Source organism: Vibrio sp. sp1 (genome assembly GCF_016920955.1).
In the GTDB taxonomy this organism is placed as follows: domain Bacteria; phylum Pseudomonadota; class Gammaproteobacteria; order Enterobacterales; family Vibrionaceae; genus Vibrio; species Vibrio alginolyticus.
On sequence record NZ_CP060590.1, the window covers coordinates 500,607 to 524,198 of the forward strand.

Below are 23,592 nucleotides of genomic sequence, written 5' to 3' on the forward strand. Positions count from 1 at the left end.
AGCAATACTTGATGCCCCGATTTATAGGTGAATAGTATTCATTACTTTATCTAATAATGTAAATTAAAAAATTTATTATAAATCTTAAATTGTTCTTTTATATTTAGGTGTCGATTATTGATTTTATGATTAATTAGGCGCAAGATAACGTAAAAATAAAATAGCATAGTTAATATGCAGAATTACACTAGGAAGTAACTTTTTCATTACATGTTTCATAATAAATAGAGATAATTTTTTATCTCTGTTTTTATTTATATTAGAGATTTGTGTATGTTGAGAATCATTAGTGCAGATAAATTTATCTCTTCAAGGTTTATCTTAGAGTACAGTAAGGCTGAGTTCGCTTCTTTATTAGGTGTTTCCGTCGCTAAAATAAGTAATATTGAAAGTGGAAAATCTTCAATCCCCCCGGTGTATGATTACGCCATTAATTACTTGTTGAGTGAACATCCATTTAAAGATAGTGCTGTTGAGGCTTTATGTTCTCATGAAACGTTAAACTTTGCTCGTCGTATTGACGTCAATACCAAAGTAAAACGCTTGTCCTGTAAGCGTTGCGATAGCCGTAGACTGCACGTTATGGCTGGCATGAGTGGCTTGTATTTTGTCGAGTGCATGGATTGTAAACACACTATGTACTCGTCAGGCATGTCTGTAAAACGTTATCAGCAATGGTCGAATGATGGAGTCAAACTAGATAGTCATTTATTTAATTGAATTGTGTTTCCTTTGCACCTAAAGTAAAAAGCCATCAATACATGTGTTGATGGCTTTTTTATTATGTGTTTAAATTTAGTTAAAATTAAAATATTTATCATTCCTAATAATATAGTCCTAATAATTATATAGTGATGGAAATCTCAAAAAATTATTTTCTTGATATTTTATTTCTAACAACAATGGCTGTGGTCACACAATTTTTAATTACTTTTCCTTTTAAGCCTGGTTTCAATATCATTGGGCTATCAATTGGAAAGTGATAAAGATCGCGAAATTTTAATTCGAGAAAATAAGACTTTTAAATATGAAAATTTAATCACGAAATTTGTTTTTTGAATTTTAAATATCGTTTTCGTTTGTAATATCTGTACCTGTCAATTTTAAAGAACAAAAAAGAGATATTCCAAATGAAACGTTTAATTATAGGTGTTAGTAATTACATGCCAGAAGACTTCAGTTTATTAGCTGAATCTTTAGATGAACAATTTAATCGTCATTTACAACCTTTAGAGCAAGTTGAATTAACCGACGTTGGTGCGGCTATTATTACTTCAGCAGACATTAAAGCAGGTCTGCATAAAATGATTTCCGAAACGGGTTACGGTATTCCAGTTTTCTTAGTAACGGATGAAAACCCAGTTTCGGCAGAAGATTACGTTTGGCTAACTGGCGTTATCGATTTGGAAAGACAGTCAATTGAGTACTACTGTCGTCAAATCAACGAAGCAGTAACCAAGTACGAATGTCGTCTGCTTCCTCCTTTCTTCAAGCAATTAACGCACTATGTTGAGATGGGTAACTCAGCGTTTGACTGTCCGGGACACCAAGGTGGTCAGTTCTTCAAAAAACACCCAGCTGGTAAACAGTTCTACGATTTCTTCGGTGAAAACCTGTTCCGTAGTGACTTGTGTAATGCGGACGTGGATTTAGGTGACTTGCTGATCCACGAAGGTTCTGCACACCAAGCGCAAGCGCACGCTGCAAAAGTATTTAACGCGGACAAAACTTACTTCGTACTCAACGGTACTTCTGCTTCAAACAAAGTGGTGTGTAACGCGCTGGTAACTGAAGGTGATTTGGTACTGTTCGACCGTAACAACCACAAATCGAACCACCACGGTGCGTTAATCCAAGCGGGTGGTATGCCAGTTTACCTAGAAACGGCGCGTAACCCTTGGGGCTTCATCGGTGGTATGGATGAGCACTGTTTCGATGAAGAGTACATTCGTGCTCAAATCGCGAAAGTGGATCCAGAACGTGCACGCGATGAACGTCCTTTCCGTCTTGCTATTATCCAACTTGGTACTTATGACGGTACTATCTACAACGCTCGCTACGTAATGGATAAGATAGGTCACCTTTGTGACTACATCCTGTTTGACTCTGCATGGGTTGGTTACGAGCAGTTCATCCCGATGATGAAAGACTGTTCACCACTGCTGCTGGATTTGAAACCAGAAGACGCAGGTGTGATCGTGACTCAGTCTGTTCACAAACAACAAGCTGGCTTCTCTCAAACATCGCAAATCCACAAAAAAGACCGCCATATCAAAGGTCAAGCTCGTTACTGTAACCACAAACGCTTTAACAACGCGTTTATGATGCACGCATCGACTTCACCATTCTACGCACTGTTCTCTGCGCTTGATGTGAACGCGAAGATCCACGACGGCGAAGCAGGTCTGCGTTTATGGCGCGATGCGGTTAAGACAGGTATCGAAGCGCGTAAAGAAATCCTTAAGAGTTGTGAATTGATTCGTCCGTTCATTCCAGATGAAGTCGAAGGCCAACCTTGGGGCAGCTACGACACTGACGTGATCGCAACGAACAAGAAATTCTTCATGTTTGAGCCAAACGCAAGCTGGCACAAATTCGAGGGGTACGGTGAAGGTCAATACTTCGTTGACCCATGTAAATTGCTACTAACCACAGCAGGTATTGCTGAAGATGGCAGCTACGCAGACTTTGGTATTCCTGCAACGCTTTTAGCGAACTTCCTTCGTGAAAATGGCATCATCCCTGAAAAGTGCGACTTGAACTCTATCTTGTTCCTACTCACTCCTGCGGAAGATATGGGTAAGATCCGTCACCTTGTGGCTCAAATTAACCGATTCGAAAAATTCATCCGTGATGATGCCCCTTTAAGTATCGTACTTCCAAGCGTCTACGAAGCGAATAAAGAACGCTACCGTGGCTACACCATCCGTCAGCTATGTCAGGAAATGCATGACATGTACAAAGAGCTGAACGTGAAACAGTTACAAAAAGCGATGTTCCGCAGCGAGTACTTCCCACAAATGGTTCACAAACCTGACGTAGCAACACGCAAATACTTCCGTGGTGAATGCAATTACCTACCACTTAAAGAGGCCGTGGGCCGCGTAGCCGCTGAAGGTGCACTTCCTTACCCTCCAGGCATTATCTGTGTGATCACTGGTGAAGTCTGGACTCAACAGGTGGTGGATTACTTCCTATCTCTAGAAGAAGGCATTAACCGCTTCCCAGGCTTCGCGCCAGAAATTCAAGGTGTGTACCTTGAAGATGTTAACGGTCGCACTACCGCACATTGTTATGTCCTAAAAGATTAATCTACCCGTTCGCACCACGCTCCGGCCTCGGTGCGAACCGCTTATTCGTGGAGAATAATTTATGAGTACTGAAACTAAAAAAATGTCGGTGGTGCAGTTAACCATTCTGACGTTCATCAATATGGCTGGCTCCGGTATTATCATGCTGCCAAGTAAACTGGCGCAAGTGGGTACCATTTCAGTGTTGTCTTGGCTGATCACGGCTGCGGGCTCTTTGGCGTTGGCTTATGTGTTTGCAAAATGTGGTCGCTTTAGTAAACGAGACGGCGGTATGAACGGTTACGCGTCTTACGCATTCGGTAAATCGGGTGCGTTTATGGCGGGCTGGACTTACGGTTTGTCGCTCCTTATTGCGAATATTGCGATCGCGATTACCTGTGTGGGTTACGGCTCCGCATTCTTTGAAGTGACCCTATCTCCGGTCGAAACCTGTTTGTACACCATCGCCATTCTTTGGATTTGTACTTTCGCTAACTTCGGTGGTGCGAAAATCACAGGTCAAATTGGTACATTCACCGTGTGGGGCGTAATCCTACCAGTGTGTTCATTGGGTATTGTTGGTTGGTTCTGGTTTAACCCAACCATGTACATTGAAGCTTGGAACCCACACAGCTTGCCATTTGGTGAAGCGGTGAGTGCTTCTATTGCGATGACTCTATGGGCATTCCTTGGTCTTGAATCAGCTTGTGCGAACTCTGAAGCGGTAGAAAACCCAGAGAAGAACGTACCAATCGCAGTGCTAGGCGGTACGCTAATCGCGGCTGTGGTTTACATTGTATCGACAAACATCTGTTCTGGTATCGTTGCAAACTCTGAGCTTGCCGCTTCTACAGCGCCATTCTCAACCGTATGGACAGTGATGCTAGGTTCTGCTGCTGGTAAAGTGGTTGCGGGTCTGGCGGTATTGGCTTGTGCGGGCTCTCTATTGGGTTGGCAATTCACTATCGCGTCAGTGTTCAAATCGTCTTCTGACGCGGGCTTCTTCCCTAAATTGTTCTCTCAAGTGGACAAACGCGGCACACCGATCAAAGGTATGATCGCGATTACTATCATCCAATCAGTATTGTCTCTAATGACGATTTCTCCAACGCTGAACGAGCAGTTCGAAGCACTGGTTAACCTAGCGGTAGTAACAAACGTTATTCCTTACATCTTATGTATGGGCGCAATCTTTATTATGCAGCAAGTGGCGCACGTGCCAGAGCGCGAGATGAAAACCACCAACGTTATCGCTCTGATTGGCTCTCTGTACAGCTTCTATGCGCTTTACGGCTCCGGCTACGAAGCGATGATGTGGGGCTCTATCGTAACCTTCCTAGGCTGGAGTGCTTACGGTCTGATTGCTGCGAAGCATGAGCCTTTAGAAAATTAAAAAATAATACAGAAAGAGCCTTCCCAAACGCGGTGTGGAAGGCTCTTTGCTTTTAGGCATTTACGCCAAATCCAAGTCAGCTTAATGTATTTGAGGCTAGACATCCAATGACGTGAAAACTCATTTTCGACATTTGGAGGACGAAAGATGATAAGTCAACCTGTTAAAATCGGTGACGACACCGCCGTAGTCATTCCAAGCGTAATCCTGGCTCAGCTCGGGATAAGGGAAGGAGATACCCTAGAAATCGCACTGAATAAAGACAAAATGGAAATTAAGAAGATGGTGTTGAAAACCAGCGCTCCAACTTACTCTGAAGATATTGAGGAGAATTGAGTTAGAGAATCTTGGTTTGTCGGATACACTACTGGTTTCGCAAAACTGGCGCTTGCCGCTGTCTTTGAACTATCGATAACTACAATAAGAGGTAAGGTACTATGCAAGGTATCCTCTCTATACAATCTCATGTTTCTTTTGGTCATGCTGGTAACAGCAGTGCCGTTTTCCCAATGCAACGCATGGGTTTCGAAGTATGGCCGATTCATACCGTTCAATTTTCTAACCACACGCAGTATCAAGAAGGCTGGACTGGGCGAGCGTTTGCGGCTGAAGACATCAGCGAGTTAGTTCGTGGCCTTGGTAACATCGGCGCACTGGAAAAGTGCCAAGCGATATTGACGGGCTACCAAGGTAGCGCAGAGCAGTGCCTTGCTGTTGAAGATACCGTGACGAAAGTGAAGCAAGCGAACCCGAACGCACTTTATGTTTGCGACCCTGTGATGGGCGCGCCAGACAAAGGCTGCATTGTGGCTCCGGGCATTGCTGAAAATCTTCTAACGCGTTTGATGCCAATGGCGGACGTGATCGTTCCGAACCAATTCGAGCTAAGTCAATTTTCTGAGATGGAAATCCACTCACTAGACGATGCGATCACCGCATGCCAACGTGCGCTAGAAAAAGGTCCAAAAGTGGTGCTAGTTAAGCACCTTTACTGCCTAGAAAATGGCAGCTTCAACATGCTATTGGCTACGCAAGAAGGCATTTACCTTACGAAGCGTCCTCAATTTGAGTTTGCTAAACAACCTGTTGGCGTGGGCGATCTTATTTCAGCTATCTTTACCGCGGGACTCTTAAAAGGCTGGTCTCCCAAGCAAGCTTTCCAACATTGTCATGACGCATGCTACGGGGTGTTAAGTGCAACGTACCATGCAGGCGAATGGGAGCTGCAAACTATTGCTGCGCAGCAAGAGTTTGTTGAGCCAAGTAAGCATTTCTCAATTGAAGAGGTGGCTTTGGTCACCGCGTAATTGAGCGCAATTAAACAAAAAAGGGGAGCCATCATCGGCTCCCCTTTCTCTTTGTTCTGTCGGTCTTACTGAGCTTTTTGCTGCTCTGATTTACAAACTGCTGCCGTAAAGACAACGTCTGTTGAGCTGTTTAGCGCAGTTTCTGCAGAGTCTTGAATCACACCGATAATGAAGCCAACCGCTACAACCTGCATGGCTACGTCGTTTGAGATACCAAACAGGCCACACGCTAGAGGGATAAGTAGTAGAGAGCCACCTGCAACACCTGATGCGCCGCATGCAGAAACCGCAGCTACAATACTTAGAAGTAGCGCAGTCAGTAGATCAACTTCGATACCCATAGTGTGCACAGCTGCAAGCGTTAGTGTTGTGATAGTGATTGCAGCACCAGCCATGTTGATGGTCGCACCTAGAGGAATAGATACTGAGTATGTATCCTCGTCCAGTTTTAGCTTCTCACATAGTGCCATGTTTACTGGAATATTCGCTGCACTTGAACGAGTGAAGAACGCTGTTACACCACTTTCACGTAGACAACGGAATACAAGTGGGTAAGGGTTTTGTTTGGTTTTAACGAACACGATCGCCGGGTTTACAACGAGTGCGATGATCATCATTGCGCCAAGAAGAACCGCCAGAAGGTGTGCGTAGCTTGCTAGCGCGCTAAAGCCCGTTGTCGCAAACGTTGAAGCAACCAAGCCAAAGATACCAAATGGTGCAAGACGAATGATAAAGCGCACAATGTGAGACACGCTGTGGCTTAGATCTTCAAATACGGCCTTCGTTGTTGCCGATGCGTGGTGTAGTGCAAGACCCAGACCCACACCCCAAGCAAGAATGCCGATGTAGTTTGCTTCTACTAGTGCATTTACTGGGTTGTCGACCAGTTTAAACAACAATGTGCGTAGAATTTCAGCAATACCTTGAGGAGGCGTTGCACCTTCAGCACCGGTGACAAGCGTTAAATTGGTCGGGAAAAGGAAGCTTAGAACCACTGCTGATAGCGCCGCGAAGAATGTACCCATCAGGTACAGTACAACGATTGGGCGCATGTAAGTGTGTTGGTTTTTCTTTTGGTTTGCAATTGAAGCGGCAACCAAAATAAACACAAGAATTGGCGCGATCGCTTTAAGCGCGCCGACAAAAAGGCTACCAATTAATCCCGCGCTTTCGGCATGGCTTGGAGAAATTGTCGCGAGCAAAATACCAAAGACGATACCGACAAGGATCTGGACGACGAGGTTACCACGAGCATATCGGGCAACGAGGCTGTTGTGTTGCATACATCATTCCTGCAATTTTATGCCAGAGTGGCAGGGCAATAGTCCATCATTACACGGCGATAATGCCCTTATATTACAAGGGGTGAGCATTGCTTCTGGTCACTAAGACACATGATTATCAATTATCCTGTTTTTATAAATTCAGCCATTTTCTTGCTGAATATCACATATCTTAGCTTGGTAATATTTTGTGTCTAGTTTTAGTTTGTTTTTGGATTAAATGTTTGCTCAATGTTATTTAAATAAGATTTTTATGTTGAAAATTATCATTAGTTATGAGTAATGGTTTTTAATAAAGTTGTTAAAAAGGAGACTTTCGTCTCCTTTGATTTTATTGACAACTCAAACGCAACAAATTAATAACTTTGTTGGCGCCTGCGCTTATCACTCATGGCATTGCGAGCAAGTTTACCGAATCGTCGACTTTGTGCTCGTTGCTCTGCCAAAGTCGCGCCGTTAAAGGCTTGTTCTCGCAATAGTTTTTGATAGTTATTGAAACGACGAACCTCCAGTTTGCCATTTGCAATCGCAGTTTGAACTGCGCAGCCTGGCTCAGTTTGGTGCTTACAATTGCCAAAGCGACAACGCTGAGCGAGCGCCTCAATGTCAGAAAATGCCTCACTGACCCCCGATTCACAATCTGCTAGTTGAAGCTCGCGCATTCCCGGAGTATCAATCAAGATGCCGCCATCAGGTAATAGATGGATAGAGCGCGATGTAGTTGTATGTCGCCCTTTGCTATCGTCTTCACGAATATGCCCAGTTGCCTGTTCTTGTTGCCCGAGTAATGCATTAACAAGAGTTGATTTGCCAACGCCTGAAGAACCGATAAAAGCGAGGGTTTGTCCTTCTTTGCACCAGGTCATGAGTTTAGAAGCACTCTCTATTTCTAAGCCGTTGACTGTCTCTATAGCTAATAGAGGGTCGAGCTTCTGTACTTGGCTTTTTAGTTCATCAGTATTGTCACACAAATCGGCTTTGGAAAGCACGATGACGGGTTCGACTTCGGCTTCATGAGCCAAGGCAAGATAGCGTTCAATACGACTTAAATTGAAGTCGTCGTTAAGGGAACAGACGATAAACACTGTATCCACATTGGCTGCGATAAGTTGCTCTACCACTTTGCTGCCAGCGGCTTTGCGGCTAAAGAGGCTCAAGCGATCCAGTAAGCGAACAAATTGCTGATCTTCATTTAAGATTACCCAGTCTCCGACGGTCATATTGGGTAAAGAATGGTGGGCATTAAGATGAACTTGCCCAGTTTCTGTTGCCAATAAATAACCACTTCGGTGATGCGCAATTACACGAGCAAAGATAGTGTTGTCGTAATCGTCTAATGTCAGTTGTTGCTGAAAAAATGGTTTCCAACCCAATTGTTTTAGAGGGTTTGAAGTTGAAACTAATGTGTCACAAAAAGTATGTGTTTGATTCATTATTGAATTATCCCAGACGCAACAAAGCGCCTTAATACAAATCGCATTAGGGTCTAATTCGGATAGAGTTGACCCCGGTGAAGACCGGGCAGAGAAGGGGAGTTGTGGCTATGCCACAGAGTTGGTGCTGTTAGGGTTACCCTTGCGATGCCCAGTTAGTGTTATTCAATACAATCATCTTGTGTCCTCTTCGTTGGTTAATAAATAAGTGAGTTAATTAAGCCAAAGGAGTATAGCCGCCCTTTTTTAAAGAGGGTAGCTATACTGCAAAAATATTAACTTTGTTTTGTGATGCGCTCTTCCATAATCTGCGAATACGTGTTGGCTTTTAAGCCGTATATGATTTGGACATGACGATCATCCAATATCACGACGCCATGCGCGCCATGATTTTTGAGTGCGTTCTTATCGATGACGGACGTCGCTCTGAGGGTAAGACGCAGCCGAGTCGCACATGCACCAGTTTCTAGCAGGTTCTCTATGCCCCCAATGGCGTCAATGATCGTATCGACGTCTTGTTCGACATTGGGGTTGGTATGAGTTAGGAAATTGAAAAATTGCTTCAGCACTGACTTAACCGTCATTTGAAGAGTCTTCGGTCGTTAGTTTTGAAATGGCTTCAACAATCGGTGCCGGTGAGAGCGTATGCGGTACTTTAGTGATTAACGTGCCATCCGGCTTCAAGAAGTAAAAGTAAGAGCTATGATCCAGCGTGTATTTTAGTTCCGAGCCTTCCAATTCTGTCTTGCGGAAAATGACACCATAGTTGTGTGCCAAAGGTGTCGTTACATCAAGTGGTGCCGATAGGCCTTCAATCATTGGATGGAAGTAATGGGCATATTTTGCTGATGCATCGGCCTCATCACGCTCTGGGTCTAAAGAAATGAACATCGGGCGTAGTTGTGCTTTTTGCGCGTCGTCAATTTGATTCAGTGCTCCTGCCAGCATTGCAAGAGAAGTTGGGCAAACGTCTGGGCAGCGAGTAAAGCCAAAATAGACGACTCGGATGCGAGGGTCATTCACATCGAAGATATTGACGGCTTGGTTATTTTCCCCAAACAATACCGTTTGTTGAGAGGTGGAACTGTCCACTTGCTCTGGCTTCGTTTTCTGATTATCTAAATAGCTCTTTACGCCAAACCCGAGTGCGAAAGCAGCTACGAGAAATAGGGACCAATTGTGGCTCATAACGATTCCTTATCTTTGCATTTTTATAGCAGGGTAAACGGTATTCTCTCCATCACTGAGTTCACCAACCCAAGTCATTGCATCCTCCGTGCAAACCGGGAGAATGATGTCACCTTGATATTGGCCAGGAGCGATTTGCTTCAGCAAAAACTTAGGCTCACCCATCTCCATTTCTCTTCCTGAAAGACTTAGGATGAGTTGCTTAGCATCGCTTGTATGCCACTCAACATTTAGAGTGGTAGGAACCAAGGGTTGAGCAGTTTCTGAGTTTAGCGTCATCGTAACATTTTCTTGGACGCAAGAGGTTGTAGAGAGAAAGCAGTATTCATCTATTGACTTGCTTTGAGTGGAAGAAGAAAAGCTTTTTATTAGAGTCGGGGCATAAAATCCCGCAACTAATGCGGCTGAAACAGCGGCGATTTGTAACAGTTTCATTAAGGTTCAGCATTTATCACTTAACATTACGAGCATCGTAGCACAGATGCGCCGCTCGCCAACTCGTGACCTCGGTAAATTGTGCGTTATACCTCGGTGACCAGCTTCCTTATAACGCGACGGACTTTATTGCATCAAATACAGCAGAGTTTTCAATTGAGATGTTTTGCCCTTAGCCAATAAATAAAAACGGAGCCAATTGGCTCCGTTTTTATTTGGTTCAGTATGTGTTTGATACCAAAGTCATTTATCTGAGTCTGCGAATTTCTCTAGACCTAAAACCAGAGCAATGGCTGCAAGCATCATCACGACAGCAAGTACTAACTGAGAAGGTTGTGATGTCACGTGTTCAAATTCAAATGGTGATAGGTTGTGCTGTAGCAATGGCACTTGTTCGCCCTTCGAATTGGTGCGCCAAGTGATGGTTTCTTTCCATGGCCAAATCTTTGGCAACGTACCAATCATTAATCCAGTCAAAAACATCAGGGTGAAATCACGGAACTTGCGTAGTAACCACGACAATAAGTGAGAGAAGGACAGTAAACCGATCACGCAGCCAGACAAAAATAGCGCTAATGTATCGACTTGAAAACCTTTCACTGCGGCTAATACAGGAGCATACATGCCAATCAGCAGCAAAATAAAACTGCCAGAGATACCCGGCAAGATCATCGCACAAATCGCGATAGCTCCAGCGAATAAGGTATTAATGGCCGTTGGTTCCATGTGTAAAGGTTTGAGCACAGTAATACTATAAGCAAACCCGACACCAACGAGCAGAATGACAAAGCGGACAAGATCGCGTTGCTCAACCTGACGAATAATGTGATACACAGAGACCAAAATCAGACCAAAGAAAAATGACCAAAGTGGGATCGGGTGTGTGTCAAGAAGCCAAGTAATCAACTTTGCTAGCGTTGCAATACTGGTGAAAATGCCGGCAAACAGAGCGATAAGGAAGAATCCGTTGATGTGATTAAACGCGGCTTTAACCCCTTCTTTTCGCCAGATAGAGAAAAGTGAGGGGTTAATGCGTCGAATGCTTTCAAGCAGCGTATCGTAAATACCAGTGATAAACGCGATGGTGCCGCCAGATACACCAGGTACAACATCTGCTGCACCCATGGCGATTCCCTTGAAGAAAGTAATTAAGTAGTTCATTGCTCTAATGCTAAGTCGTTTCGATGGCAGAGAGTATACAAACATTGCGATGAAAAAAGTATGAAATAGTGCTGTAACTACTTGGTTTTATATCCAATCTATTGCCTATCTTTATTACCCGCCAAGAGACAATGTCGCCGTAACGAGCTTTTAATGCTTGGTTTACATTTTTGAGATGATTAACTCTACTATCAATTATCAGTCTTGGTTGCATTATGCAATTGCAATTTGCATTGCAAAGTTGCATTTTGATAATTCGCGCGTGAATAAATCCAGCTTATATGAGATCTTGTGCCCAAAAATAAGTCTTTGCATTTTGGCATGATTAATGCATAATACTGCTCGACCCTTCTTAAGCCGAGGGTCACCTAGCCAACTGACGTTGTTAGTGAATACAATTTGTTCACACTAAATATAAGCCAATCGCGATTATTGCGGTTGGCTATTTTTTTATATGAACAACGTTACTTACGTGCTTTGCAAATTGCACCTCTCTTACTGTCAGTCATAAAAAAGGGCTGACGTGTTACGCCAACCCTTGTGTTTTACTTTACGTTTTAACCCGTTTATCTAGCAGTTCAGTATCCCATTAACTGTAGCAAATTTTCAGCTGTCACAATGGCTTCTTTACGATTAGCAATATTAAGCTTTTGGTACAGGTTGCGAATGTGGGTTTTAATTGTCGTACCTGCCACATCCAGCTCTTGTGCGATTTGCTCGTTACTAAAGCCTGAATAAATCAGTCCCAGAACCTGCCATTCGCGTTGTGTTAATGGGCTGGTACGTACTAGCTCTGGCACATTAGGGTGATTCACCAACTTTTCAATAAAGTCTTCATCAAAGTGAATCGACCGGCTACGTTGATTCGATGAAATGTCCTTCATTAACTGTTGAGCACGGTGACGCTCAAGATCGCCCAGTTCATGGCGGAGGCTCAACTTCTCCAGCAGACCGCCAATGGTTGCACCATCAATCAGGAAGTTTCCGACCATGCCAGTTTGGTTCGTCATTACTAATGCTTCTTTTAACAGAGCCTTGGCTTGCTCCTCATCTTTTTGGCGAGCAGAAAGGACCGCTTCAACCACTAAGTTGCGATTAGTATCTGTGATTAGGTTAGTGCGACGAGCTTCACCTTGGAGAAAATCTAACGCAGCACGAGCGTCGGTATATTGGCCTAAATTAATGTGGGCGCGAGCAATGTTACGCCATTGCAATTGAGAAAAGTGGTTGCATGCCGATTCAGGACGAACCGCAGTGTTGAGCCATTCTTGCATTGCATCGGTATTCCCGCGCGCTTGCCAAAATAGAATCAACGATAGTGAAGCGTTTGCAGTCCAATCTACGTGATAAGTCGACTGTTTCATCAAGTGCTGTATATGCTCAATGAATTTACCTGCTTTGTCTAATTCACCGCGTCCAATCGCAATACGCGCCAACATCGAATAGCTATGTAAGTGCTTGCTTGGTGAATGGTTTTCGAGAATTTGCAGACCTTTGTACGCGCATTCTTCCGCTTCATCAAGTCGGTTCCAGCACCAAAGTACTTGCGCGCGAATACGCAGCAAAAATTCATGAAGAGGAACATGCTGAAGCTGCTGATCTTCAATCAGACGAAATGCGGAATCTTGTAGTTCAAAGGCAGCTTGCACGTAACCTTGTGCAATTAAAATCTCGCTTTGCTGCAATATTGCCCATAACGCTTGGTGATATACCTGATACTGACGAGCTAGCTTTTCAGTTTGTTGCATCATCGGCAAAGCACGGTCTAGTTTACCTAGCACGTGGTTAACTTCACCAACAACCGAAGTCGCCACAATTCGGCTACGGTAAATTGTGTTATCAAGTTGGCTAAGCGCTAGCTCCGCTAATTCGAGAGCTTTTTCTGGTTGGTTACTGTTGATAGCCACTTGAGCAAGCAACGCGTTTGCTTGACCTTGATAATGAATATCTAACGCAATGTTACGCTTTTTGTGTTCCTCTTCCGCTTCTTCAAGCAGGTGGCCCACTTGGTTATAACGATGCTGACTTTGAGCCAACCATGCTCGGAGCATCGTAAGTTTTGGGTGGCTGAACAACAGATCATCGTCCAACTTGTTAATTGAGCTTTCCAGTGTGCTGAGTTCGCCTTGGTTAAACATCTTCCAGCCGAATTCGTTTAGGATCTCTACCACTAAGTCCTTATCATTCGATTTTTGTGCATGATGAATCGCTTGGTGTGGTGCTTTTTGTTGTAACCAAGCGATAGCAGCATTGCGGTGGAGATCTTTTTCTTGCTGAGGAATACGAGCTTGGCGCTCATGCGATAAAAACTCGCCAAATAAGTTATGGAACCGGAACCAGTTCTGTTCCCCTTCGAGCGGATAAATGAATAAGCCGTAACGGTTAAGCGATTCAATCATTCCCAGTGCATCTTCGCGTTGGGTAAGGGCAAACACTAGCTCATCATTGAAGTGGTCAAGCACGGATACTTGCATTAAAAAGTGACGAGTTTCGTGATCGAGTAAGTCAAACACTTCTTCGACCAAGTAATCCCACAAATGCGCGTGATTGAACTGCGATACCGACTCTACAGTTTGCGCCAATGTGCGGTTTTGATGTTGGGCTTGTAATGCGATCAACTGCATCGCCGATGGCCAACCTTCAACATAGGTTCTTAGGCTGTTCGCCATGTCTTCATCAATACCATCGGCGATACGCTGGTTAAAGAAGCGAGTGGTTTCTTCGGTATCAAACGCCAACATCTCGTTGCCAATTTCGATCATTAAATCACGAACACGTAAGTTTGCAGTGCCTAGAGGCGGCGCTGCACGACTGGTTACCACAACGGTGAGGTTGTCTGGCATGTGCTTTAAAAAGAAACGCATGGATTCATGGATTTCATCATTCGTGATTAAATGGTAGTCATCAAGCACCACGTAGCATTCTTGATGAAAGTCAGCCATTTCTGCGAATACTTCGCTAAATAGGGAGCGTAAAGACGAGATCTGACGTTTTTCCGCCAGTTTTTGTGCGTTAGCGCAACTGAAGTTGGTGGCTTTGTTTAATGCTTGAAGCAGATAGTTTACAAAGCGAAAGCCGTCGTTATCGCTGTCATCAATGCTGTACCAACCGACGTTTGGCTTATCGGATAGCCACTGCGCTGCCATTGTTGTTTTTCCGTAACCTGCTGGGGATCGGAATAAAACCAATTTGTAGTAAGGCGCTTGCTGTAGTAAGTCCAACACTCGTGGGCGCACGATGGCATTGTGCAGGCGTCCTGGTCGAGTAAGCTTAGATGGAATCCACATTAGTAGTTATGTCCTTATTTATGTATACCCAAATGACAGCAACGTGATCATTCTAGTAAAGCCCCCTTGAAAGCCGTCTTACTGAATGATGTCATCAGCATCAAAAACACTGTTTGAATGCCGGATAATGTCGCTACTGTTGGGGCTTGCGTCCGTCTGAAAAACCATTCCATACGGTCACTTAGATATAAAAGCTAGCGAAAACTAGAAATAACTCACATCGCCTAATTCTAGTTTGTATAAAAAGCGTACAATCCTGTGAGCTGAGTGGGATGTTACGACATCAGAAATGTTCGTTACTTTGATCCACTTCCTAATTCTCAAGGGTTGATGGATTTACCATCAACTACGCCCTTTATTTGTGATTGTCGTCACTTAAATATCGTTTGTTTCGTTAGCGTTAAGATCGCGTTGCACATAGATTACGAAAAGTTCTTCTACGCTGACCGAGTTAATGTGACCGATATTACAATTTTCACATCATCAGATGAGTGGACTATAAAAAGCGTCATGAACGGGTTTTAACCTTTCTCACATTCCATTGTGATCAAAATCACTAAGAACTGGCGCAAAGTTCACTTTGTTGAGATTTGGATCACTAACCTAGCAATGGTACCCCCTCTACGCCCTCAGCTCTCCTCCTTCAAAGGATGAGAATTAGGAGGATGTTTATTCACAGAGGTAAATGCACGATGTATGGCAGATGAATTACCAAAAGACGTGAGAATTTCGTAATGAAACCTACTCAACAAAAACAATTTGACAAGAAGTCGTTCCAAGAAAGCGTAAAGAAACACCTATCTGTAACTTACGCTCATACGATTGAAAACGCAGACAGCCGCGCATGGTACCTAGCAATGGGGCATGCTCTGGCTGAATTTACTACTCTAGATTTGCTTGCGACAGAAGAAGATCCACGCATTAAAAGTGCGAAGAGCGTTAACTACCTTTCGCTAGAATTCCTTATCGGTCGTTTGACGGGTAACAACCTAATCAGCATGGGTCTGTATGAACAAGTAACAGAAGCAATGGCTGAACTGGGTTACAACCTAACTGATCTGCTAGAAGAAGAGCGCGACCCATCATTGGGTAACGGTGGCCTTGGTCGTCTGGCTGCGTGTTTCATGGATTCATGTGCGGCACAAGAATTCCCAACTGTCGGCTATGGTTTACATTACGAATACGGTCTATTTAAACAGTCATTCAAAGATGGTCGCCAGCAAGAAGCACCTGACGCTTGGCGCGGTGTAGAAGGCTACCCTTGGGAAATTGCGCGTCCAGAACTTGCGCAAGAGATCGGTTTCTACGGTCACGTTGAAGTGATTAACGAGAACGGTAAAGAAGTTCGCAAATGGGTACCAGGCATGACAGTAAGAGCAATGCCTTGGGATCTTCCAATTGTGGGTTACGAATCAGACACGGTTTACCCGCTACGTCTTTGGGAATGTCAGGCGATTGCACCATTCTCACTAGCAAGCTTTAACAATGGTGATTACTTCGAAGCTCAGCACGCACTGATCGACGCAGGTAACATCACTAAAGTGCTTTACCCGAACGACAACCACGAGAAAGGTAAAACACTGCGTCTAATGCAGCAGTACTTCCACTCAGCAGCGTCTGTACGTGACATCCTACGTCGCCACGAAGCTGCGGGCTACTCGCTAGCGGATCTACCTAAGCAAGAGACTATCCAGCTTAACGATACACACCCAACGATTGCGATTCCTGAACTAATGCGCATCCTGATGGATGAAAAAGGTTTAACTTGGGAAGCGGCTTGGGAAATCAGCTCTAAGACATTTGCGTACACCAACCACACGCTACTTCCAGAAGCACTAGAGACATGGCCAGAGTCGCTAATCCAGCACCTGCTACCACGTCACATGGAGATCATTTACGAGATCAACCACCGCTTCCTACAAGACGTACGTGCAATGTGGCCGGGTGATGTCGCGAAGCAACAGAAGCTTTCTATCATCGAAGAAGGTTTCCACCGCATGGTTCGCATGGCAAACCTATGTGTAATCGGCTCTTACGCAGTAAACGGTGTAGCAGCACTTCACTCTGAATTGGTTAAGAAAGACCTATTCCCAGAGTTCCACGAAATGTACCCGACACGTCTACACAACGTAACGAACGGTATTACGCCACGTCGCTGGTTGAAGTTCTGTAACCCAGGTCTGTCTCAGCTTATCACTGAGAAAGTCGGCCCAGAATGGCCAGCGAAACTAGAGCAACTTGAAGGTATTGCGAAGTACGCTACTGACGCGACATTCCAAAAAGAATTCATGGCAGTGAAGAAAGAGAACAAAGAACGCCTAGCAACTTGGGTGAAAGAGAACATGGGTATCGAGCTCGATACTAATGCAATCTTCGATGTTCAAATCAAGCGTCTGCACGAGTACAAACGTCAGCATCTAGACTTGCTACACGTACTGTCTCTGTACCACCGTATTCTTAATGAACCAGGTTTTGAGTGTACGCCACGCGTTGTGTTCTTCGCAGCAAAAGCAGCACCGGGTTACCACCTAGCGAAAGAAATCATCTTCGCAATCAACAAGATTGCAGACAAGGTGAACAACGATCCTCGCATCGGTAACAAGCTGAAAGTGGTATTCATCCCTGACTACCGCGTGAGCATGGCTGAAATCATTATCCCTGCGGCTGACGTTTCTCAACAAATCTCGCTAGCGGGTAAAGAAGCATCAGGTACAGGTAACATGAAGATGGCGCTAAACGGTGCGCTAACTATCGGTACAATGGATGGTGCAAACGTTGAGATTCGTGAGGAAGTAGGCGATGAGAACATCTATATCTTCGGTCTAGATGTTGAAGGTGTGAAAGCGCTGAAAGCTCAAGGTTATAACCCATTTGATTACTACAATGCGGATCACTTACTCAAAGCGTCCATGGACCTACTACTGGGTGAAGAATTCACTCCAGGTCAACCGGGCTTACTGCGTGCCACATACGACAGCCTACTAGACGGCGGTGACCCGTACTTATGTCTTGCGGACTTTGCATCTTACGTGAAAGCGCACGAAGACATGAGCGAACAATATAAAGATCAAGCTGGCTGGGCGAAGAAGGCCATTCTTAATACCGCCCTTGTTGGCAAGTTCACGTCAGACCGCTCAATCCGAGACTACGTGAACAATATCTGGAAACTTGAAGCGGTGAAACGCTAATAGAACCTAGTTAAGACCAAGGTAGCCAAGCGCTACCTTTGGTCATTTTCCAAAAGAAGTTATTGATAACAATAAAACCCTACATGGAAGGTGTTGGTATTACCTTCGGAGAAAGCGATGAAAGAACAAACAGCATTAAAGAAAGTCGCGGAAATGGCGAGATTGGCTGATAGCTATGTCAGTGCTTGGGGAGATGAGGCTAAAGTGTCTGAGGAGACGCTACGCCGCTTGCTCGCTTCGCTTGGCTACGATACTAGCAGTGATGAAAGACTACTGGCTTCTGCTGAAAAGAAACATAAAAAAGACGTACTAGCCCCTGTTCTTGTTTTACGCGACGGCGAACCAGTCGAAGTGGAACTAAACCTAGGTACGAGTGCTCGTGAGAGTGAATTCAGCTGGCGTTTAGAAACAGAACAAGGAGAGGTACTTGAAGGCTATCTTCAGTCCCAAATTGTTCGTGATGAGCGTGCTGAGGGTGGCCCTCTAGTGTTTGCATTGCCAAAGAACTTGGCTTGGGGTTATCACAAACTGATCATCAGTCGTAAGCGTCGTAAAACACCTTACGAGATGTCATTGATCATTACGCCGAAAGCGTGTTTCAAACAAGACGATCTAAACCAACACAAAAAGCTATGGGGTCCTAGTATCCAGCTTTACACACTGCGTACTCAGCATAACTGGGGCATCGGTGATTTTGGTGACCTAAAACAACTGGTGAGTGATATTGCCTCTCGTGGCGGTGACTTCATTGGCTTGAACCCGATTCACTCGCTGTTCCCTGCGAATCCAGAAGGGGCAAGCCCATACAGCCCGTCTTCTCGTCGCTGGCTGAACATCATGTACATCGACGTAAGCTCTGTACCTGAGTTCGCGCTTAGTGCAGAAGCACAACAGCGAGTGGGTAGCGCAGAGTTCCAACAACGTCTACAAAAAGCGCGAGACTCTCATTGGGTGAGTTACACCGAAGTTTCGCAACTAAAAATGAGCGTTCTTCCGCTGCTATTCAGTGAGTTTAAAGCTCGCCATTTAGACAAGAACACCGATCGCGCTCGTGCCTTCTTGGACTTTGTTGAAAAAGGCGGCGACAGCTTGCTACATCAAGCTGCATTCGATGCACTTCATGCTGATTTACATGCAGAAGATGCAAACATGTGGGGCTGGCCAGTATTCCCTGAGAAATACCGCACATTCGACGCAGCTGGTACTCAGAAGTACATTAAGGACAACCAAGATCGTGTTCACTTGTACATGTACCTGCAATGGATCGCAGACGATCAAATCAAAGAAGCGCAAGCGCTAGCCGAAGAAAAAGGCATGGCTGTGGGTTTATACCGTGACCTTGCGGTTGGTGTTGCTGATTCTGGTAGTGAAACATGGGCTGATGAAGGCGCGCTAGTATTGGATGCAAGCATCGGTGCACCACCAGATGTACTTGGTCCACTAGGCCAAAACTGGGGTCTGCCTCCGCTTAACCCTCAGGTTTTAGAAGCGACTGGCTACGACGCTTACATCAAATTGCTACGTGCTAACATGAAGCATTGTGGAGCATTGCGTATCGACCACGTACTTGGCCTGCTTCGTCTTTGGTGGATTCCAAAAGGCGAGAAAGCGACAGAAGGCGCATACCTGTACTACCCAGTTGAAGACATGCTAGCCATCCTAGCGTTGGAATCTCACCGTCATCAGTGTTCTGTAATCGGTGAAGACTTGGGTACTGTACCTGATGAAATCGTTGATATCCTTCGTGATGCGGGTGTGCATTCGTACAAAGTCTTCTTCTTCGAAACATCAAAAGACGACGGCGGTTTTATTTCTCCGAAGCACTACGCTGAGCAGTCTATGGCTGCGCTGTGTACGCACGATATGCCAACACTACGCGGTTTCTGGCACTGTGATGACTTGAAGATGGGGCGTGAGATTGGTCTGTACCCTGATGAGCAGCAGTTGGAAGGCCTATTCGCTGACCGCTTGAAGTGCAAACAAGGCATTCTAGACAGTGTTCGCTGGCATGGCTATCTGCCAGAAGGCATTGGTCATGATGCTCAGTACGTGCCAATGGATTCATACCTAAGCGAAGCGCTGCAACTGCACGTAGCCGCGGGTGACTCTGCACTGCTTAGCGTTCAGCTTGAAGACTGGCTAGAAATGGATCAACCTGTCAATATTCCTGGTACGGTGGATGAGTATCCAAACTGGCGTCGTAAATTGTCGATGAACCTAGATGAAATCTTCAGCCGTGAAGATGTGAATCGTATTTCTAAACGCCTTACTGAAGTTCGCGCACAGGCGAGTAAGTAAGATGCCTAGAGTGGCGTAGATGGACGAGCTGATTACCAATTTTGTTAGCTCAGAGGTACGAAAGTTCCGTCTAGGTCACTCATTCCTAAAACACAATCCGTTAGGATGAAGTACCGTTATTATGCCCGCGACAATAGCGGGCATTTTTGTATTTTGACGCCGTTTACGCAACGAACGTGAGAAGCGGAGTCTTTTTGTGAGTTCACAACGTTGGCTGTGGAGAAACCGATGTTTGATTCAGATCTCTGGTCTTGAAAAGGATGTTGGCTCTAGGGAGAAAGATTTGAAAACCACCAAAACCAAGAAAATAAAGAAACAACACGAACGCGCATACGAACTGCTTGCTGAGGCGGCTTACTCAGATCCATTTGCGGCGCTGGGTCCATTCATTGACGACGAAGCTTCGCTGAGAGTTTGGATGCCGGGCGCAAACAAGGTTGAACTGCTTGTTAATGGTGAACCTCGCGTGGCGCTTGAGCGTGATGGCGACAGCGGTTTCATCTTAAAAGAACAACGCGATTTACACCTGACCCACTACCGTTTAGCGGTCGATTGGAATGGTGTTGAACAAATTATTGATGACCCGTACCAGTACCACAATATCTACCAAGAGTACGAGCATCTGCATACGCCAAAAGACATGTATCACTACATGGGCGCGCACTTTGTCACGCTAGAGCGTGGCGGTGAAAACATCTCTGGTGTGCGTTTCCTTGTTTATGCACCACATGCATCTGCTGTTAGCCTTGTGGGTTGCTTCAACCAATGGGATGGCCGTCGTCATCCAATGCAACGCTTAGACTACGGTATCTGGGGCCTATTCATTCCTGGTTTGGAAGAGGGGGTACAATACAAATTTGAGCTCAAAGGGCCAAATGGGGAAGGGTTGCCACACAAACAAGACCCTTGGGGTTTCTACTCTGAGCAATACCCATCGTTCGCATCCATTACCTACGATCACAAGCGTTACCAATGGCAAGATGCGAAATGGCAAAACCGAGCAGTGACACAAAAGCGTGATGAAGCGTTATCGTTTTACGAGCTACATGCTGGATCATGGAAGCGCGACGAGAACGGTGATTTCCTGAACTACCGCGAACTCGCGGAGCAGTTGGTGCCATACCTTGTGGATATGGGCTACACCCACGTTGAGCTGATGCCTGTGTCTGAGCATCCATTCTATGGTTCATGGGGCTATCAACCTGTTGGCTTGTTTGCACCAACTAGCCGTTTTGGCTCACCTGATGATTTCAAATTCTTCGTGGATGCGTGTCACCAAGCTGGTATCGGTGTAGTGCTGGATTGGGTTCCTGCGCATTTCCCATCGGATGATCATGGTTTAGCTAACTTTGATGGTACGCCTCTGTTCCATGATCCAGATCCTCGTCGCGGTTGGCACCAAGATTGGAACTCCTACATTTACGATTTAGGCCGTGAACATGTACGTCGCTTCCTTGTCTCGAATGCGCTGTACTGGTTTGAACAATTCCATATTGATGGCATTCGTGTCGATGCTGTTGCGTCGATGCTCTATCTCGATTATTCACGTAGCCACGATCAGTGGGTCCCGAACGTTGATGGTGGCAACGAAAACTACGACGCAATCGCAACCTTAAAATGGATGAACGAAGAAGTGTACAAGCACTTCCCGAATGCGATGACGATTGCGGAAGAGTCAACGGCGTTTCCGGGTGTGTCTGCGCCAACCTTTATGGGTGGTTTAGGCTTTGGCTTCAAGTGGAATATGGGGTGGATGCACGACAGTCTTTCATACATCAAAGAAGATCCTGTTCACCGCAAATACCACCACAATACCATCACATTTCCGCTAGTTTATGCGCACAGCGAGAACTACGTCTTGTCTCTCTCTCACGACGAGGTGGTGTACGGCAAAGGCTCTATTCACAACAAGATGCCGGGCGATGAATGGCAGCAAACCGCAAACCTAAGAGCATACTACGGTTATATGTATGGTCAACCGGGCAAAAAGCTGAACTTCATGGGCGCGGAAATCGGTCAAACGGCGGAGTGGAACCACGATGATCAGTTGCAATGGTTCTTGCTAGAATACGAGCGTCATCAAGGCGTTCAAAAGCTGATGCGAGATTTGAACCACTTGTACCGAAATGAAGCGGCGATGCACGATCAAGATTGTGTTCCTGCTGGTTTTGAGTGGCGTCTACAAGACGAGGCAGATGCAAGCATCCTAGCGCACGAGCGTATCAGTAAAGAGGGTGAGCGTATTCTCATCATCACCAACTTTACGCCCGTACCACACGAGCGTTTCCGTTTAGGTGTTCCAAATGCAGGTCAATACGAACTGCTGCTGAACACGGACGACAGCAAATACGGCGGAAGCGATTTTAAAGTGCTGACCAGTGTGAAAACGGAACAAGTCGAAAGTGAATCACTGCCTCAATCACTTGAGCTTCGTTTGCCTCCACTTTCAACCGTGTTCTACAAGCTGCACAAATAATTTAGTCTAATCAAATTCTAAGCCCGTTTTACATTGTAAATCGGGCTTTTTTTGACCAAGTTTTCACTAACGATAAACAGACTGCATACTCTATACTTGCATCATATTGTTTTGTTAAATCAGGCTAGGTCGGACTTTGAGAAAGATTAAATCCCTTCTGTTCAATATCTTATTAGTGCTTTTGCTTTTACCAGTGATGCTCGTTGGCATAGTGAAATACATCGATCCACCAATTTGGGGATGGAAGCTCAGCCGCATGATTTCTCCTCCTGAAGGATTTCCTGAAGAGAGTCAAAATGAATGGGTGCCTTTGAGTGATATTTCTAAACACATTCAACTGGCCGTGATTGCGACAGAAGATCAAAAGTTCCCGACCCATTACGGAGTGGATTTTGATTCCTTGTTTAAAGTGATCTCAGAGTCTGGCGAGAACGGTCCCTCTCGCGGTGCGAGCACGATTACTCAGCAAACTGCAAAGAACGTGTTTCTGTTTCCTTCACACTCTTATGTGCGCAAAGCGTATGAGCTTTATTTTGCTCTGCTGATGGAAGCAATGTGGAGTAAAAAACGCATTCTTGAAGTGTATTTGAATGTGGTGGAGTTTGGTCCAGGTATTTATGGCGCGGAAGCCGCTGCGCAAAACTACTTTGGTATTCCTGCTAAACAACTTTCAACACGCCAAGCAGCAAGGCTTGCGGTGGTGCTGCCAAATCCGTATCGCATCAAAGTTTACCCTCAGACTTCTTACACCATCAGCCGCGTCAATTGGGCGATGAGACAAATGCGTAACCTTGGTAGCATTCAGCTTTAAACTCCTTTTTACCCTGCTCATAAGTAGAACTACGCCCCCATA

The 23,592-nt window shown here is 45.2% G+C and carries 16 protein-coding genes; 9 read left to right on the plus strand and 7 right to left on the minus strand.

All coding sequences use genetic code 11. From position 1 onward, the window contains the following. The first annotated feature begins 273 nt into the window (after positions 1–273). From H9L11_RS17745 to pdxY, 5 genes are all read left to right on the plus strand, one after another. Positions 274–720: a helix-turn-helix transcriptional regulator gene (locus H9L11_RS17745; RefSeq protein ID WP_025768646.1), complete on the plus strand. Its 447-nt coding sequence runs from the start codon at positions 274–276 to the stop codon at positions 718–720. Between the two features lie 410 nt (positions 721–1,130). Then, positions 1,131–3,311, plus strand: coding sequence for an ornithine decarboxylase SpeF (gene speF / locus H9L11_RS17750; protein ID WP_033906657.1), 2,181 nt, complete (start codon positions 1,131–1,133; stop codon positions 3,309–3,311). Between the two features lie 61 nt (positions 3,312–3,372). After that, positions 3,373–4,683 (plus strand): putrescine-ornithine antiporter, encoded by a 1,311-nt coding sequence (gene potE / locus H9L11_RS17755; RefSeq protein ID WP_205391339.1) that lies wholly within the window; start codon positions 3,373–3,375, stop codon positions 4,681–4,683. A gap of 147 nt (positions 4,684–4,830) precedes the next feature. Continuing rightward, positions 4,831–5,019: an AbrB/MazE/SpoVT family DNA-binding domain-containing protein gene (locus tag H9L11_RS17760; protein ID WP_017634469.1), complete on the plus strand. Its 189-nt coding sequence runs from the start codon at positions 4,831–4,833 to the stop codon at positions 5,017–5,019. Between the two features lie 101 nt (positions 5,020–5,120). Further along, the gene (pdxY, locus tag H9L11_RS17765) at positions 5,121–5,990 is read left to right on the plus strand and encodes a pyridoxal kinase PdxY (protein ID WP_205391340.1); all 870 of its coding nucleotides are present in this window, start codon (positions 5,121–5,123) and stop codon (positions 5,988–5,990) included. Positions 5,991–6,055: 65 nt separating this feature from the next. Here the strand turns inward: pdxY and sstT are convergent, their stop codons facing one another. The 7 genes from sstT to malT all read right to left on the minus strand — a co-directional run bounded on the left by sstT (position 6,056) and on the right by malT (position 14,777). After that, entirely contained in the window at positions 6,056–7,273 is a 1,218-nt protein-coding gene (gene sstT / locus H9L11_RS17770) for a serine/threonine transporter SstT (RefSeq protein WP_005374821.1), read from the minus strand. Between the two features lie 356 nt (positions 7,274–7,629). Then, positions 7,630–8,706: a ribosome small subunit-dependent GTPase A gene (rsgA, locus tag H9L11_RS17775; protein ID WP_005384642.1), complete on the minus strand. Its 1,077-nt coding sequence runs from the start codon at positions 8,704–8,706 to the stop codon at positions 7,630–7,632. A gap of 275 nt (positions 8,707–8,981) precedes the next feature. Then, positions 8,982–9,290, minus strand: coding sequence for a PTS transporter subunit EIIB (locus H9L11_RS17780; protein WP_005384641.1), 309 nt, complete (start codon positions 9,288–9,290; stop codon positions 8,982–8,984). Then, positions 9,280–9,894 (minus strand): SCO family protein, encoded by a 615-nt coding sequence (locus H9L11_RS17785; protein ID WP_005384635.1) that lies wholly within the window; start codon positions 9,892–9,894, stop codon positions 9,280–9,282. The genes H9L11_RS17780 and H9L11_RS17785 overlap by 11 nt, the downstream gene beginning before the upstream one ends. Before the next feature lie 9 nt (positions 9,895–9,903). Further along, positions 9,904–10,329 (minus strand): hypothetical protein, encoded by a 426-nt coding sequence (locus H9L11_RS17790; RefSeq protein WP_025768641.1) that lies wholly within the window; start codon positions 10,327–10,329, stop codon positions 9,904–9,906. Positions 10,330–10,572: 243 nt separating this feature from the next. After that, entirely contained in the window at positions 10,573–11,490 is a 918-nt protein-coding gene (locus H9L11_RS17795) for a DUF368 domain-containing protein (protein WP_031778872.1), read from the minus strand. Positions 11,491–12,068: 578 nt separating this feature from the next. Continuing rightward, the gene (malT, locus tag H9L11_RS17800) at positions 12,069–14,777 is read right to left on the minus strand and encodes an HTH-type transcriptional regulator MalT (protein WP_005374834.1); all 2,709 of its coding nucleotides are present in this window, start codon (positions 14,775–14,777) and stop codon (positions 12,069–12,071) included. A 734-nt stretch (positions 14,778–15,511) separates the two neighbouring features. Between malT and H9L11_RS17805 the strand changes: the two genes are divergently transcribed. The 4 genes from H9L11_RS17805 (at position 15,512) to mtgA (ending at position 23,550) form a co-directional block, all read left to right on the plus strand. Then, on the plus strand, positions 15,512–17,965 hold the full coding sequence (locus H9L11_RS17805; protein ID WP_053307964.1) for a glycogen/starch/alpha-glucan phosphorylase: 2,454 nt from the start codon (positions 15,512–15,514) through the stop codon (positions 17,963–17,965). A gap of 117 nt (positions 17,966–18,082) precedes the next feature. After that, the gene (gene malQ, locus H9L11_RS17810; RefSeq protein WP_205391341.1) at positions 18,083–20,263 is read left to right on the plus strand and encodes a 4-alpha-glucanotransferase; all 2,181 of its coding nucleotides are present in this window, start codon (positions 18,083–18,085) and stop codon (positions 20,261–20,263) included. 283 nt (positions 20,264–20,546) lie between these two features. Beyond that, positions 20,547–22,739, plus strand: a complete 2,193-nt coding sequence (gene glgB / locus H9L11_RS17815; RefSeq protein ID WP_224721283.1) for a 1,4-alpha-glucan branching protein GlgB — start codon at positions 20,547–20,549, stop codon at positions 22,737–22,739. A gap of 196 nt (positions 22,740–22,935) precedes the next feature. Then, positions 22,936–23,550, plus strand: coding sequence for a monofunctional biosynthetic peptidoglycan transglycosylase (gene mtgA / locus H9L11_RS17820; RefSeq protein ID WP_240199946.1), 615 nt, complete (start codon positions 22,936–22,938; stop codon positions 23,548–23,550). The last annotated feature ends 42 nt before the right edge of the window (positions 23,551–23,592 follow it).

Excerpts from the sequence above, each read along its gene's own strand:
- H9L11_RS17745 (WP_025768646.1), top strand. The coding sequence starts at position 274 with ATGTTGAGAATCATTAGTGCAGATAAATTTATCTCTTCAAGGTTTATC.
- speF (WP_033906657.1), top strand. The coding sequence starts at position 1,131 with ATGAAACGTTTAATTATAGGTGTTAGTAATTACATGCCAGAAGACTTC.
- potE (WP_205391339.1), top strand. The coding sequence starts at position 3,373 with ATGAGTACTGAAACTAAAAAAATGTCGGTGGTGCAGTTAACCATTCTG.
- H9L11_RS17760 (WP_017634469.1), top strand. The coding sequence starts at position 4,831 with ATGATAAGTCAACCTGTTAAAATCGGTGACGACACCGCCGTAGTCATT.
- pdxY (WP_205391340.1), top strand. The coding sequence starts at position 5,121 with ATGCAAGGTATCCTCTCTATACAATCTCATGTTTCTTTTGGTCATGCT.
- sstT (WP_005374821.1), bottom strand. The coding sequence starts at position 7,273 with ATGCAACACAACAGCCTCGTTGCCCGATATGCTCGTGGTAACCTCGTC.
- rsgA (WP_005384642.1), bottom strand. The coding sequence starts at position 8,706 with ATGAATCAAACACATACTTTTTGTGACACATTAGTTTCAACTTCAAAC.
- H9L11_RS17780 (WP_005384641.1), bottom strand. The coding sequence starts at position 9,290 with ATGACGGTTAAGTCAGTGCTGAAGCAATTTTTCAATTTCCTAACTCAT.
- H9L11_RS17785 (WP_005384635.1), bottom strand. The coding sequence starts at position 9,894 with ATGAGCCACAATTGGTCCCTATTTCTCGTAGCTGCTTTCGCACTCGGG.
- H9L11_RS17790 (WP_025768641.1), bottom strand. The coding sequence starts at position 10,329 with ATGAAACTGTTACAAATCGCCGCTGTTTCAGCCGCATTAGTTGCGGGA.
- H9L11_RS17795 (WP_031778872.1), bottom strand. The coding sequence starts at position 11,490 with ATGAACTACTTAATTACTTTCTTCAAGGGAATCGCCATGGGTGCAGCA.
- malT (WP_005374834.1), bottom strand. The coding sequence starts at position 14,777 with ATGTGGATTCCATCTAAGCTTACTCGACCAGGACGCCTGCACAATGCC.
- H9L11_RS17805 (WP_053307964.1), top strand. The coding sequence starts at position 15,512 with ATGAAACCTACTCAACAAAAACAATTTGACAAGAAGTCGTTCCAAGAA.
- malQ (WP_205391341.1), top strand. The coding sequence starts at position 18,083 with ATGAAAGAACAAACAGCATTAAAGAAAGTCGCGGAAATGGCGAGATTG.
- mtgA (WP_240199946.1), top strand. The coding sequence starts at position 22,936 with ATGCTCGTTGGCATAGTGAAATACATCGATCCACCAATTTGGGGATGG.